Source organism: Parabacteroides leei, assembly GCF_023369805.1.
GTDB classification, from domain to species: domain Bacteria; phylum Bacteroidota; class Bacteroidia; order Bacteroidales; family Tannerellaceae; genus Parabacteroides; species Parabacteroides leei.
This window is the reverse complement of the sequence record NZ_JAMBQG010000001.1, coordinates 694835-709038: the sequence shown is the minus strand read 5'-3', so window position 1 is coordinate 709038 and position 14204 is coordinate 694835. Positions and strand designations below refer to the sequence as shown.

General features: G+C 44.6%; 13 protein-coding genes and 2 tRNA genes. 4 read left to right on the top strand and 11 right to left on the bottom strand.

Translation table 11 applies throughout. The features are described 5' to 3' along the window. Window positions 1-14: 14 nt before the first annotated feature. The 3 genes from nfo to M1P97_RS02845 all read right to left on the bottom strand — a co-directional run bounded on the left by nfo (window position 15) and on the right by M1P97_RS02845 (window position 2075). Entirely contained in the window at window positions 15-851 is an 837-nt protein-coding gene (gene nfo, locus M1P97_RS02855) for a deoxyribonuclease IV (protein ID WP_195374285.1), read from the bottom strand. A gap of 32 nt (window positions 852-883) precedes the next feature. Beyond that, window positions 884-1360: a PaaI family thioesterase gene (locus M1P97_RS02850; protein ID WP_195374286.1), complete on the bottom strand. Its 477-nt coding sequence runs from the start codon at window positions 1358-1360 to the stop codon at window positions 884-886. 175 nt (window positions 1361-1535) lie between these two features. Beyond that, window positions 1536-2075, bottom strand: coding sequence for a pyruvoyl-dependent arginine decarboxylase (locus M1P97_RS02845; RefSeq protein WP_195374287.1), 540 nt, complete (start codon window positions 2073-2075; stop codon window positions 1536-1538). A gap of 294 nt (window positions 2076-2369) precedes the next feature. On the opposite strand from M1P97_RS02845, the gene M1P97_RS02840 reads away from it, so the two are divergent. The 4 genes from M1P97_RS02840 to M1P97_RS02825 all read left to right on the top strand — a co-directional run bounded on the left by M1P97_RS02840 (window position 2370) and on the right by M1P97_RS02825 (window position 4045). Further along, window positions 2370-3029 (top strand): superoxide dismutase, encoded by a 660-nt coding sequence (locus tag M1P97_RS02840; RefSeq protein ID WP_075557912.1) that lies wholly within the window; start codon window positions 2370-2372, stop codon window positions 3027-3029. Between the two features lie 196 nt (window positions 3030-3225). After that, entirely contained in the window at window positions 3226-3597 is a 372-nt protein-coding gene (trxA, locus tag M1P97_RS02835) for a thioredoxin (RefSeq protein ID WP_075557913.1), read from the top strand. Between the two features lie 245 nt (window positions 3598-3842). Beyond that, window positions 3843-3916, top strand: a tRNA-Thr gene (locus M1P97_RS02830). Window positions 3917-3962: 46 nt separating this feature from the next. After that, window positions 3963-4045, top strand: a tRNA-Tyr gene (locus tag M1P97_RS02825). A gap of 592 nt (window positions 4046-4637) precedes the next feature. On the opposite strand, the gene M1P97_RS02820 is transcribed toward M1P97_RS02825, so the two are convergent. The 8 genes from M1P97_RS02820 to ccsA all read right to left on the bottom strand — a co-directional run bounded on the left by M1P97_RS02820 (window position 4638) and on the right by ccsA (window position 14172). Further along, on the bottom strand, window positions 4638-5636 hold the full coding sequence (locus M1P97_RS02820) for a glycoside hydrolase family 130 protein (RefSeq protein WP_249388329.1): 999 nt from the start codon (window positions 5634-5636) through the stop codon (window positions 4638-4640). A 36-nt stretch (window positions 5637-5672) separates the two neighbouring features. Continuing rightward, complete coding sequence (locus M1P97_RS02815; RefSeq protein WP_195374291.1) at window positions 5673-7619, bottom strand: sodium:solute symporter family protein; 1947 nt, start codon at window positions 7617-7619, stop codon at window positions 5673-5675. A 189-nt stretch (window positions 7620-7808) separates the two neighbouring features. Continuing rightward, window positions 7809-8696, bottom strand: coding sequence for a beta-propeller domain-containing protein (locus M1P97_RS02810; RefSeq protein WP_195374292.1), 888 nt, complete (start codon window positions 8694-8696; stop codon window positions 7809-7811). An 82-nt stretch (window positions 8697-8778) separates the two neighbouring features. Continuing rightward, complete coding sequence (gene lsrF, locus M1P97_RS02805; protein ID WP_195374293.1) at window positions 8779-9651, bottom strand: 3-hydroxy-5-phosphonooxypentane-2,4-dione thiolase; 873 nt, start codon at window positions 9649-9651, stop codon at window positions 8779-8781. Between the two features lie 36 nt (window positions 9652-9687). Beyond that, entirely contained in the window at window positions 9688-10302 is a 615-nt protein-coding gene (locus tag M1P97_RS02800) for a DAK2 domain-containing protein (protein ID WP_195374294.1), read from the bottom strand. 9 nt (window positions 10303-10311) lie between these two features. Continuing rightward, window positions 10312-11328, bottom strand: coding sequence for a dihydroxyacetone kinase subunit DhaK (locus tag M1P97_RS02795; RefSeq protein ID WP_195374295.1), 1017 nt, complete (start codon window positions 11326-11328; stop codon window positions 10312-10314). 33 nt (window positions 11329-11361) lie between these two features. Beyond that, window positions 11362-11682, bottom strand: coding sequence for a VOC family protein (locus tag M1P97_RS02790; protein WP_129733104.1), 321 nt, complete (start codon window positions 11680-11682; stop codon window positions 11362-11364). A 45-nt stretch (window positions 11683-11727) separates the two neighbouring features. Next, a complete protein-coding gene (gene ccsA, locus M1P97_RS02785; RefSeq protein WP_195374296.1) occupies window positions 11728-14172 on the bottom strand; it encodes a cytochrome c biogenesis protein CcsA in 2445 nt (814 codons plus the stop codon). Between the last annotated feature and the right edge of the window lie 32 nt (window positions 14173-14204).

Below are 14204 nucleotides of genomic sequence, written 5' to 3'. Positions count from 1 at the left end.
CTTTCCCTATTATATTATAAAGTATACAAATAACTGATTTCCTCGGCCCAGATCGATTCATCGGGAGTTTCCAGGATCAGTGGTATATCGTCGAAACGAGGATCCTGCATCAACATAGTGAAAGTTGTCAGTCCCATCACTCCTTTTCCTATGCTATCGTGCCGGTCTACACGTGTGGCCAGGTCTTTCTTCGAGTCGTTGATATGCATTCCACGCAGATAGGAAAAACCGATCACCTCGTCGAAATGGCGGAAGGTCTCCGTAAATCCCTGCTCGGTCTTGATATCGTATCCGGCAGCCAGCGTATGGGCGGTATCGATACAGACACCTACACGCGACTTGTCTTCCACCTTATCGATAATAGCTGCTATCTGTTCGAACGTATATCCCAGATTGGTGCCCTGACCGGCCGTGTTCTCAATAACGGCACATACTCCGGTAGTCTGTTCCAATGTCCAGTTGATGGATTCGGCAATACGTGCCAGGCAATCGTCGACAGACAGTTGGTTCAGGTGACTTCCCGGATGGAAATTAAGGCGGTCTAACTCCAGTTGTTCACAACGCTGCATCTCATCCAGAAAGGCTTCACGCGATTTCTGCAATCCTTCGGGTTCGGGATGTCCCAGATTGATCAGGTAACTGTCGTGAGGAAGGATGTGCTTCGCTTCATAGCCAAACTCCTGACAACGTTCTTTAAAAAGAGAGATACTTTTCTTTGTCAACGGAGAAGATTTCCACTGACGTTGGTTTCGGGTAAAAAGAGCGAAAGCCTTTGCCCCGATAGCCTGAGCGTTCAACGGTGCATTCTCTATCCCACCCGACGCACTTACATGAGCTCCTATATATTTCATCTGTTTTTCTTTTTGCTTTGTTTTTTAATCTACTATTTTTCATCTTCGGTCTTGCATCCGGCAAAATGGAACTGTTCCGTTGCCTGTTCCTGAGTAACAATAAAATATACGATATCGGCACGCGAACAAAGTTCGTTTTGCGAATTATATATTTCTGTCTCAATAAAAACGGCATTCCGTTTCCGCTCTTTGATGCGCCCGCGCACCATTAAGCGTGGTTCCCCGGTCGAGAGACTTTTCAGGAAACGTGCATCCAGACGGGAAGTCACTCCCGACGTTTGTAGTTTCCTTAATACTACCCAACCGGCCAGTTCGTCCATAAGTGTCGTCTGGATTCCCCCGTGCAATGTATTCAACCAGCCCTGATAATGGCTTTCCGGTTCCCAGAAAGCGACTACATCATCCCCATCTTCATAAAATTCCATGTGAAGGCCCTGAGGGTTTTCGGGTGCACACCCGAAACACATATAACCTTCCAGTCCCTCCCAGGGATTAATAATCTTTTTCATACAACAACAGCTTTAAACGGATTGTTTCTTAAATAAAGAAAATTTTATAGCATAAGTCCGTTACAAATATAACAAACTTACGGCGAGTTTTCGGGGAAGGAGCAAAAAAAACAGAGATAAAGACGAAGCCCTACCTCTGTTTTTCCATACGAATAATCAGGTATCTTATTTATCTTTATTCTTCAATTACAGGCATTAGGAAGTCCACGAAACACAGGGCAGCCAAAGCTGTACCGTATCTTTTCTCGATGGTAATACCTTCAGTTATAAAGTTAAGCTCACCCAGATAGTACTTACTGTAAGTTTTCTGGTGAAGATCGTTGATTACACGAATCAGACGCGACTCCAACTCTTCAATACGATAACGGCCGCTAACCTCACATACCAGGGCTCCCAGCTTCTCGTCGAAGTTTTCGTCCTTGTACATCCAGGCGTAAACCACACCGGCAGATACAAACTCATCCTGATACCCGTGAGACACGGCCATAATGGTCTTCAGTTCCGTACCAAATGGAGGGAGGTCAATCTCATCCATGGTAGCAAGATGTGCAGTGGCGGGGATAACAGACGAATACGTCATAATGTTAAAGTCTGATATACCAGCATCATAAAGGGCCATGTGATAAGAACCTGCATGTTTTTCCAGATCCGAGTCGCCACTACCCTTTGTAATAAAAAAGGTGTTTGGAATTAAATTCCCAACTTTCTTTACCATCTACAAATATGTTTTACTTAATTAATAATATTGCGGCCACAAAAATAGGAACTTCTTTGGGATTATTTTCTTTACAAATGATAAAAAACCAACTTTTTACATATTATTTCCCTTTTTATTACATCTGCAACTAAAACTAACTGATAAATAGCATGTTTGGAAACAAAAGCCAAGCCTTATAAATCGCGTCTATCGATTGATCGAAAAAAGTTATAACAAATGAGGGCTCTCCGGGTGAACAAATATTGAACTGTTAATGTTAGATTAATAGAAACAACATAAAACATATTGGTCATGCTTACATTATGTCTTAGTTTATTATTATTGGTCACAAATAACAGTAATCATAGTCAAACAACAAATAAAAAAGAAGAAATTATGAAATTCGAATTAATTCAATTACCCTATGCAGCCAATGCGCTGGAACCGGTTATAAGTAAAGCAACTATAGAGTTCCATCACGGAAAACACCTTCAGGCTTATGTCAACAACTTGAACAACCTGATCCCGGGAACCAAGTTTGAAAACGCTCCGTTGGAACAGATCGTAGCAGAATCGGACGGTGCCATATTCAACAATGCAGGACAGATCCTCAATCATAACTTGTATTTCACACAGTTCTCACCCAAAGGAGGCGGCAAACCGTCAGGCAAATTAGCAGAAGCTATTGACAAGACCTGGGGTTCGTTTGAAAACTTCCAGAAAGAATTCAACACGGCAGGTGCCGGTTTGTTCGGTTCAGGCTGGGTTTGGCTGGCAAAAGATAAAGACGGCAAACTTTCAATTACCAAAGAAGCTAACGGCAGCAACCCTGTTGCCAAGGGTCTGACTCCGATTCTGGGATTCGACGTATGGGAACATGCTTACTATCTGGATTACCAGAACCGCCGTCCCGATCACCTGACTGCCTTATGGAAGATCATCGATTGGGATGCCGTTGGCAAAAGGTATTAATTAATAGTAGTGTAGTTTAAACTAAATAAGGCCGTCCGGAGCATGCTTCTCCGAACGGTTTTTTTTATTCTTTGCGGCAAAGGATATAATGTCAATTATTAAGGAAAAACAGCCAATTGTTACAGGAATAAAGGGTTGTAACTTTGTTATGTAATTAGAAGCACAATAATAACTAAAATAACGAGGAGTTATAAATATGAAAATTAACGAGTTAACAAAACAGGAATTCTTAAGTAAAGTAGCCAACTACGAAGCGAGCCCCGACAAATGGGTATACGAAGGTGACAAACCTTGTATCGTAGACTTCTTCGCAACCTGGTGTGGTCCATGCAAAACGATCGCTCCTATCCTGGAAGAACTGGCCGACGAATATGCCGGACAAATCGATATCTACAAGGTAGATACGGAGAAGGAAGAAGAACTGGCCGCCGCTTTCGGTATCCGGAGCATACCTTCCCTCCTGTTCTGCCCGATGGGCGAACAGCCGCAGATGGCAAGAGGGGCCATGAGCAAGGCTGATTTCAAAAAAGCCATCGATGAAGTGCTTTTGAAGAAAGAAGAAAAGTAATCATACGCAATTTGAATAAACTCCTGATAGCGCAAACCCGGTAAACGGGGCGGCTATCGGGAGTTTTTTATTTCCGGGTATCATTTCCGCACAGTACTCCCTTTATTCCTTTTCAACTACAAATCAGACAGATAGATTGTTTTTGAAACGAAACAAGAAAAAAATACAGAAAAAAAAACGGCCACTACTATTGCACGGTTTAAAATAATCACTACCTTTGCACTCGCAAAACAGAAATACCGAATGCCTCTTTAGCTCAGTTGGCCAGAGCACGTGATTTGTAATCTCGGGGTCGTTGGTTCGAATCCGACAAGAGGCTCAAAGGAAAAGAGAGATTTTCCTACAAAAAACGAAAGTTTTGTATTGGGCAGTTACCAGAGTGGCCAAATGGGGCTGACTGTAACTCAGCTGTCTTTCGACTTCGGTGGTTCGAATCCATCACTGCCCACAGAGAACCTCAGAAATTTATTTTCTGAGGTTTTTTTGTTTTGGTACATTACGCAACAAGGTTATCTTCCAGACAAAAAAGTATCAAAAGTATCAAAAATATCACCCCCATTCCTAATATAGACCTTTTCACAACAACAAACACAATCTATTGAAATACAAACTGTTTACAACCATTAATCAATCAGTAAACCGGAATAAAAAGTTTATTTTCCATTAAGCTGCGGACATCTTTAGACGGATGCCTACCGAAGAACAAACGGATAGGCATCGGGGAATCCTTCAGTGCCTATCCATTCCCTCCCTACACTAAACCAGCGTTCGTGTCCGTAGCAAGGTCAGCTAGGATTATAGACCATGATAAATAATAGAACCGTAATCAACATATCATCCTGATATACACAATATTAAACACCAACAATTCCGGGCATACAAAATAAGCATTATCAAAAAGGGGGATGATATTTTTGATACTTTTGATACTTTTGATACTTTTTGGGGTAAAAAATAACATCCAAAGTCAAAGCAAACACGTTTTGACCCTGGATGTCCTTATTTAAAAAGCTATTTTATATCAGTTATATTGATACAAATTATACAATTGATGTCTTCTTTGTAAATTCAATGATTTCACTGATACGACCGAAGGCGAGCCCAGTTACGGTATCTGCACATCCGTAATAGATAGCGATACGGTCTGACTCCGGATCATGCAAAGCGGCGCATGGGAATACCACGTTAGGAACATCCCCCATGCATTCATAATCTTTCTGGGGAGACAACAGGTATGGGCCCGAACGGAATTTCACCTTCCAGGGTTCATCCAGATCCAACAGTGCGGAACCGAAGCTATATACATAACCGTTGCAGGAACGCAATACACCATGATAGATCAACAGCCAACCCTCCGATGTCTCGATAGGAATAGGACCTGCACCGATCTTCATACACTGCCAGGCGCTATCTTCGAACGCTGCCGGAGCCATTACATGACGATGCTTTCCCCAGAAACACATATCAGGCGATTCGCTGTAGAAGATATCACCGAACGGAGTATGACCGTTGTCGCTCGGACGGCTCAACATGGCAAAGTTACCGTTGATCTTACGAGGGAACATCACACCGTTACGGTTGAAAGGAAGATACGCATTTTCCAGCTGGTGGAATGTTTCGAAATCGAATGTATAAGCCACACCGATCGTCGGACCGTGATACCCGTTACACCAGGTAACATAATAACGATCTTCGATGAAGCAGACACGCGGGTCGTATGCGTATACGAACTCTCCTATCTCTTTGTCGTCGCACTCGAATTCGAGCTTTGTCTCAGAGATACTCCAGTGGATAGCATCCGCACTAAAACCGACATGCAGACGCATACGACGGTTGGTATCGTCGCAACGGAACACACCGGCATAACCTCCCTTGAACGGAACGACAGCGCTATTGAATACACTGTTGGACGTGGGAAGAATATCGCGCGGAATTACAGGGTTCTGCGAATATCTCCAGATCACATCCTTACAATCAGCCGGGCGATCTTCCCAAGGCATATCAGGCAGCGGTTCGCCTACAATTTTCAGTTTATCCATTTCTTGTTGATTTATTTTATAATTGACAATGCAAAATTACTTCTTTTCATCCAGATTCAACTCTTTCATCAACGCATTATATTCCACTTCGTCCTTGCTCATCTTGTCATACCAGTTCTTCTTCAATACCAGGGTAGTAATAGCCAGGATCAGGACACTGGTAAGCAGCGGCATTCCTTCGCGAATCACGATATACATCGGGATGATAGTCAGACACATCTGCCAGATGATACCGACTGCGACATTGAACATATCGCGTTTGAAGTTCTTATTGGCTTTTACCTGCGGATATTTAGCTACGACCTTATTGTAAACCGGTTTCCAGTACCCCCAGGGGCGTACGGTGATATAGAAACGTTCCAATGTTTCGTCATCCACCGGAGGAGCCGAGTAAGTTCCCACGATACAACCGATCAGCGATACCACCAGCAACACAGGGAAGTAGAACAAAGGCAACATCGGTGCATTGTTGGCATACTCTCCCACTCTTTCTACGAAGTGTCCGTCCACCATCGTATAACTGTCGAAGATAAACGGGCATACCATAGCAGCCAGGATACCGGTAATCATTCCCCAGAAATAACCGTTCCCGTTGAAACGCCACCAATGCCATTTCAATAAGTTGGCAGCAATGTATCCGCCGTACAGAGCCGAAGTGATCCATTGCAGGACAGAGTTTACACTCTCTACGAAGAACCCGATCACCACACTGACAACAACAACCGCCACCGTCACTATATAGCTGGCACGGATCATCGTCTTATTGCTGGCATTCGGATTAATATATTTCTTATAAATATCATTCACTATATAAGCCGGAGCCGCATTAGCCGTAGAAGCAAACGTCGACATAAACGCAGCGAGCAACCCGGCAAGCAGCAAACCACATACCCCGACAGGCACAAACTCGTTAATGGCATTCGGCAGAATCAACTCAAAGTCGATAGCTCCCGTCTTCGTTGTCAGATCGAGGTCTTTAAAGAAAGCCAGTGCCAGGATTGTAAATCCCATGATCATCATATACCGCGGGATCAGGAGGATTACAGGAACGGAACCGCTCATCAGAGCAGCTTCCTTACCGTTACGGCAGGAAAGGATCTTCTGCATATCGTAGTTGGGAGCAGGCCCTGCCATACTGTTGAATACGCCTTTAAAGAGCATCATCATGATAAAGATACCGAACAAACCGTACTGGTCGTTCATGATCTTTTCATTGGCATCACTAAATATATCCGTCCACTTCATATCGAGCGTCCATCCGGGCATCAGGCTATCCCAACCGGCAGGCACAATAGAGGCGATCGTTTCCGGACTTACTTTCATCATTGCAATCACAGCAATCGTTATACCGGCCACCGTCATTATAGCAAACTGTACGACATCCGTCCACACAATACTCAACATACCGCCCAACATTACATAAATAGTAGCAATAGCAGTAAAGAATATACCATAAGCATGCGGCACATATTCGGCCGGAATATCGAATGGGACATACTGGGAAACGAAATCCCAGGGGAAGAATATCTCCATAAACTTACCTACACCGATAAAGCCATAACTCAGGAAGCCCAATACACCGATCAGGGCGTAGATAACAACAATTGTATGCGACAAATTGGAGCCCCGGTTCTTTCCGAAGCGTGTCTGTATCCATTCGGCTCCCGTCAGAACATTCGACCTTCTCAGCCAGACAGAAAGGTAAACCATCAGGAAGATTTGGTTAAATACGGGCCACAGCCAGGGCACCCAAGCACTTTTTACTCCATAAATAAAGGCTAGTGTAACCATCCACATAGTGCCCGAGATATCGAACTGGCCGGATGCGTTAGACAAGCCTAACATATAAAAAGGTAAAGTTTTTCCTCCTAAAAAGTAGGAGTCCATGTTTTTCGACGCCTTTTTCTTCAGTACAAGACCGATGACGATCATCGCCACCAGATAGAGTGCAATGATGAAAATGTCGATAGGTTGCAATTTCATGATATTGAATTTTGTTATTAGGTTTAACGTTTAGCAAAGATATATAAATAGTTGACAGTTGACAAGTGACAGTTGACAGTTATTTCGGCTTTCTGCCGAATAGATTCATTTTCATGAAACAAACTGTTACTTATCAATAGCCAACTGCCAATATAAGAGACTTACTGTCACTTGTTAATTGTCAACTTGTTAATCGATCGTGCTAACTGAAGAAATCATGCCGAATGTATCATTGTCATTCAGACTCCAGACAACCTTATTGTTACCGTCGATTTCCATTAATTGAGGATTGTTCGATTCCTTTGCACTCGGATCATGTCCCTGCCAGTTGCAGATATACAGACCGTTGTTGGACGTAGGCAGCAACTGGGCAACGAAGAACAGGGAAACGCCGTCGATATCGGTTGCACCGATCTTTCGAACCACTTCACCTTTGTCCAGATTTACTTCCATCAAAGAATGTCCGTCGCCACAAGCTACCATGTAGTTACCGTTGTTCAATAATACAGTGCTATACGGAGTACCTTCCAGCGTAGTTGTTTTAACCAGTTCGCCGGCCGGAGAGATTTCACGAACTTCAGAGGTTGCGAAAAGAGGCATCAGGTAGTTACCTGCCTTGTTCTTATTCACCTGGCGGAATTGGGCATGTGGGTTCTCGATACCTGTTTCATATACCGTTTCCGAAAGGATATCGCCCTTCGGGCTTACTTCCATGATTTTAGCCGGATGTCCGCACCACGCCAACAGATAGTTACCATCGGGCAACAAACGGGCAGTCTGCATTTCGCAAGTATCCGGAGCCGGAATGTTCCATAATTCTTTTTGATCGCGGGTGATCAGTTTAGCTCCTTTTTTATAGGCAAACAGAATGTTACCGTCCGGAGTAGCTACAGCCGAGTTACACTCCCAACCTTTTTGTATGGGATGTTCCCATTCGATCTGCTTTGTATTCTTGTCGATAATAACGATCTTATTCCAACCCGAGCCGGCCAGTAATAATTTCTGGGCCTTTTGCTGACAGGATGTTGCTGCAAACACAAAAAAAGCGGAGCACAGTAAAGCGAATATTTTTTTCATGGTAATTCAATGTGTATTATGTTATGTTCAGATACAACGAGGGGCAGAGCAGAGCCCCGCCCCTTCGGTGTTTATAGTTTGATTATTTTGATAAATCCTGGAACAACTCAAATCCTTGCTGAGGAGTCAAACCCTGGTGAACCACTGCGTGAACAGCCTGGATCATAGCAACCGGATTTTCAGACTGGAATACATTGCGTCCCATATCGACACCGGCAGCACCGTCGTTGATTGCTTTGTAACACAGATCCAATGCATCCAGTTCGGGCAACTTCTTACCGCCTGCGATAACCACAGGAACCGGACAAGCAGCAACTACCTTTTCGAAACCGTCGCAATAGTAAGTCTTCACGATGTTCGCACCGTTTTCAGCACAAATACGTGAAGCCAGACCAAAGTAGCGGGCATCGCGAGCCATTTGTTTACCAACGGCTGTCACACCCATTACAGGGATACCATAACGGGTACCTTTATCTACGGCAGCAAACAGGTTGGCGATCGTTTTCGCTTCGTGTGCTTCGTCACCGATAGCCAACATCACAGCCATAGCTGAAACGTTCATGCGGATAGCATCTTCGATATCGATCACTACGTTATCGTTCAGTTCTGTCAGGATAGATGTACCGGCATCCGAACGCAAACAGATCGGTTTATTTGTTGTTGTCGGGATAGTAGACTGAAGAATACCGCGTGTACACATGATACAATCAGCGTATTCTACCAGCGGTACGATATTCAGGTCGATACGTTCCAGACCGGAAGTCGGCCCCATAATGAAACCATGGTCGAAAGCCAACATAACAGCTTTGCCCGTTTTCGGGTTGAAGATACGCGACAAACGATCTTTCATACCCCAGGGAAGGTTCTCAGCACCCTTTACATGGAAACTTTGTTTTTGAGAGTCAACACCTAACCCAAAGTTACTGCCTTCTCTCAAATCGTCTAAATCTGCCATTTTTCTATTTTCTAAATTAAAAAGTTAATTACTCAATTATAATGCTTCTGCGAAAGAAGCGAACATACAGCTCCAGGAAGTAGCACCGCTATCGGCATAACCGATAGAACGTTCGCCGTAGTTGCGGGCACGTCCGAAGTTTGCTTTCATGTTTACGGTTTGTTCCGCACCGCGCAGGGCTGCTTCAGCACCAGCCGACATAATTTCTTTGATATCGTCGGATGAAGATGCTTCGATAGCTTCGATAGCCGGGATCAGGGCGTCCATCATGGTTTTATCACCCTTCTTAGCCTGTGTCTGTTTCTGCACGTTTGCAAGACCTCCGGCGAACATCTTCTTAACAGCCGCCGCATCCAGTTCGGTTCCGGCAGCGTTGTCGCTCATACCCAGGAAAAATGCGCCTAACAAAGTACTTGTCGATCCGCTTGTTTCAAGCATCACACCAAATCCCATATCATTCAGCATAGATTTGAATTCCGTACCTTTTTCCGAAGCCTTAACGACTACGGAGAAAGCTGTTACGATAGCTTGTCCGTGATCACCGTCACCAATTACCGCATCCAGTTTAGAGAATTCGTCTTCACGGGCTTTGATATGCTTTAAGGCGTTATTCAGCATAGCACGGAAGCCCTCGATTGTCAATTGTTTCATGTTCTTTATTTATTTACCGATAGTTGTCCAATAAGGTGCGTTTGCACTCTTGTTCTTTAAATAGTCAATATGATCTGCATCCAGAATACCCATGATCATCTGGAAACCGGCTTGTTCCTGTACAGTCAGGATTTCCTGGATACGGCCGAATACAACTTCCATACCACGGGCTTCCAGTTCTTTGTAAGCTTTGCGGAAGATGATATTCAATTCCATGTGGGTAGTTGCACCTACGCCGTTGATGATAAGCATCATCTTATCGCCGGCTTTCGGTTGCAGTTGCTGACACAATAAATCTACCATTTCAGCTGCAGTGGCATCGGCAGATACCAACGGTTTCTGGCCGCCACCACCTTCACCATGCTGTCCCATACCGATTTCCATGATACCGTCAGGCAGATCGGTAATAGTTGCATTGTTCTGCGGATGTGTACAAGAACGCATAGCCACAGCTAAAGTAGCCGCTTTAGCATTGTAACGTTCACCGATCTCGATCAGTTCGTCCAGTGACTTGCCTTCGTCGGCAGCAGCACCCAGGATCTTGAACAAAGGCACGCAACCGGCCAGACCGCGACGGTCGTTAGTCGGAGCACCGATACCGGCACTGATGTCATCGTGAGTCAGTATCTGTTTTACCTTGATACCAACACGTTCTGCCAGCTGGCAAGCCATGTTTGCGCTCATCACGTCACCCGAGTGGTTCAATACAACCAACAGGATACCGGCTTCACGTTTCATCAACTGCAAAGCCTGGAACAGACGCTGTGCACCCGGAGCTGCGAAGATATCTCCTACTACGGAGCAATCCAGCATACCGTCGCCTACGAAACCGCTCAGTGCGGGTTCATGACCAGAACCTCCTAAAGTAACGATAGCTACTTTGTCGTCTCCTTTCGGATTGGCACGTACAACAATGTTTTCAGCAGCCAGCTTAACTTGTTCGGGATAAGCCAGTACATAACCTTCCAGTAATTCCTGAGTTACTTGTTCGGGATCATTTATGAATTTAGTTTTAATTTCTGCCATGGTGTTTTTCCTCCTTGTTTTGTTAGGTTTATATTATTTGATTTCCATTAATTCGATAGCAATGCCTTCTTCTTCGATGAAAGCAATAGTCAGATGTTCGTCGCATACAGCCGGGCCAAAGATCACTTTAGTTCCTTTCAGAGCTTCGTCCAGTGAAGGAACAGTATAAGCCAGGTGACCATTTGTCTTTACCAGATCAGGTAAACAACTCTTAGCCGGATCATCAAATTTCAGGAATTCGATTTTGTTAGGGCTCTTGCTGTAATCCGTCAACCATACGTTCAAACCTTCGTTGAACATAGCACCTTCTTTGTTTTCGTTGGTAATGATACCTACATGATTAAATGTTCTCATGATCACTAAAATTTAATGTTAAACTACTATTTAATTAATTCTATTTTATTCTTTATCCTTTGTCCTGTTATATCCGATACGCGACAGCACACCGAGCACAATCACAACCGCTCCGGCTATATACAGATAAGTAAAGATACCGTGTACATTATCATTCTGTCCGTACGAGTGCATACCGCTCAGGAAATAATTCACACCGAAGAAAGTCATCAGGACCGAAGAGAAAGCCACTACCGAGCAGAGGTTGAACAACCAGTCGCTATACCAGCGTTTCACCAGGTGAAGATGCGTAACGACCGCGTAAACAACCATCGTGATAAGTGCCCAGGTTTCTTTCGGATCCCATCCCCAGTAACGTCCCCATGATTCGTTTGCCCAGACTGCTCCGAGGAATGTACCGACCGTCATCAAGGTTAGTCCGACCAGTAGCGACATCTCGTTGACGATAGTCAATTCTTTCACACGGGCTTTCAACAGGTCTGTGTTCTTCTTTCCTGCAATGCTTGTCATCACCAGGTTTGTCAGTCCGATCAGGCAACTGATACCGAAGAAGCCATAAGCCGCTACGATCACCGCCACATGGAACATGAGCCAGGGCGATTTCAATACCGGAACCAACGGGTTGATCTCCGGGTCCATCCAGTTAAGCCCCGATACAAACAGGATAATACCGCCGAACAGGGTGGCCAACGCAAATGTCACCGTGCTACGTTTAACAAACAATAGACCGGCGAGTACGGTAGCCCAGGCTACATAGACCATGGTCTCGTACGAGTTGCTCCACGGTGCATAACCGGCGATATACCAGCGCATCCCCATACCGTACATATGAAAAAAGAATACGGTCAACACACCTATCCCAAGTACCCAGATACCGGCCGTCATCCATTTCTGCTGCTTAAACAGCATAACGAACGAGAGTACCAGCATCAGTCCGCCCAAGATCAGGTAACCGATCTTACAGTAGCGGAATATATCCATCTTATTATACTTCAGTTCCGCCTCTATCTTTTTCGGAGAGATATCCAGTGTTTTGTTTTTAGCCTGCTGGTAGGTAGCGATCATATCGACTACTTCATCCGACTTCTTCCAGTCGCCGGTTTGCAAAGCATCCTGCACTTCGGCCAGGTACCAGTCGAGGATACGGGATACGAACAAAGAATCTTTGCCTGAAAAAGACGAGAGATCATCACCCGGAGCAAACCATGTATGATTAGGATCGTCTTCCTTGGGGAAAAGGTTCAACATCTGATGATTGATCAACTGGTGGAAGATATTGATCTGTTCGTCAAGTTTTAACAGGTCTTTATCGAAACGGTTGCGTTCGGCCGGCATCTTGTTGTAAGCCTCTTCCAGCTTTTCCTGTAACTTATAGTTTCCATTACTGTCGAACACCTGAAGGTAAGCACATTCACCGTCCGTCAAGTCATAGTAATTAGCCAGCTCCTTATTGGAAAGGGTAATAAACGGAACACGCATCCACATGTCCGGCATGGCCAGCATACTCAACAGGAACTGGTCGGAATTCATATTACCTATCTTATCCGCTTTATGCAATTTGCGAAGGATCTCCGAAGAGAATGTATTGACCGGCATCATACGGCCGCTACGCGACTGTACGGGCAACGAACCGAACTTAGCGGCATGTTCCGGAGTAACCATATATTTCTGTACGGCGTCCAGCATGGGAGAAGCCTCCCCTTTTGCCTGTGCGGACACTGCCGATAAAGCCAATAACACCACGACCACCGATGACTTCGTTGCCGAACGTAACTCTTTCATACGACGGCTCAGTTTCATAAAGCGGGTGTTCTTCCCTACAAGGGAAATAACCAATCCGATCACCAACAAAAGATAACCGGTATACGTTATATTCCGTCCTGCCACATCACGGTTGACGGAAAGGATGGTTCCATGTTCATCCGGGTCATAAGAAGCCTGGAAGAAGCGGTAACCTTTTACATCTAAAATATTATTCATGAATATCCGTTCGCGGCGTGTCATACCGTCTACATGAACCAAAACTTCACTTTCATAAGAAGACGGACTCGAAGAGCCGGGATAACGGGTTAAAGTAAATTTCTCAAGTTCAACAGTGAACGGTAAGGTATGGAAAGTGGTCAGATCGCCCGAGCGGACTGCTATCTGATCCGTAGCTTCTCCTTCGCGGAGATGAAGGATGCCTTCTTCGCCAAACTGGAAAGAGGTAAGGGCGCCCAGAAGGATGATAATAAAGGAGGTATGAACAATCAACAGTCCCCATCTGCGTTGTTTGATATATTGATATTTGATAAGAACGGCTATAAAATTAACCACTAAAAGGAATTGCAACAGGAAGAATAACGGGGAATAATAAACCATTGCTTTGGCAGCCGGCGTTCCGTGGTACTTTTCGATAAAAGTAGCGATTGCCAGACCAAAACCATAAAGGAGTAACAGAACGATTGTCGTTACAAAGGAAGAGAGTATTCTTTCGAGAGTTGCTTTCATTTGTTGTTTTATTAAGTTATGTCGCCAAAGAT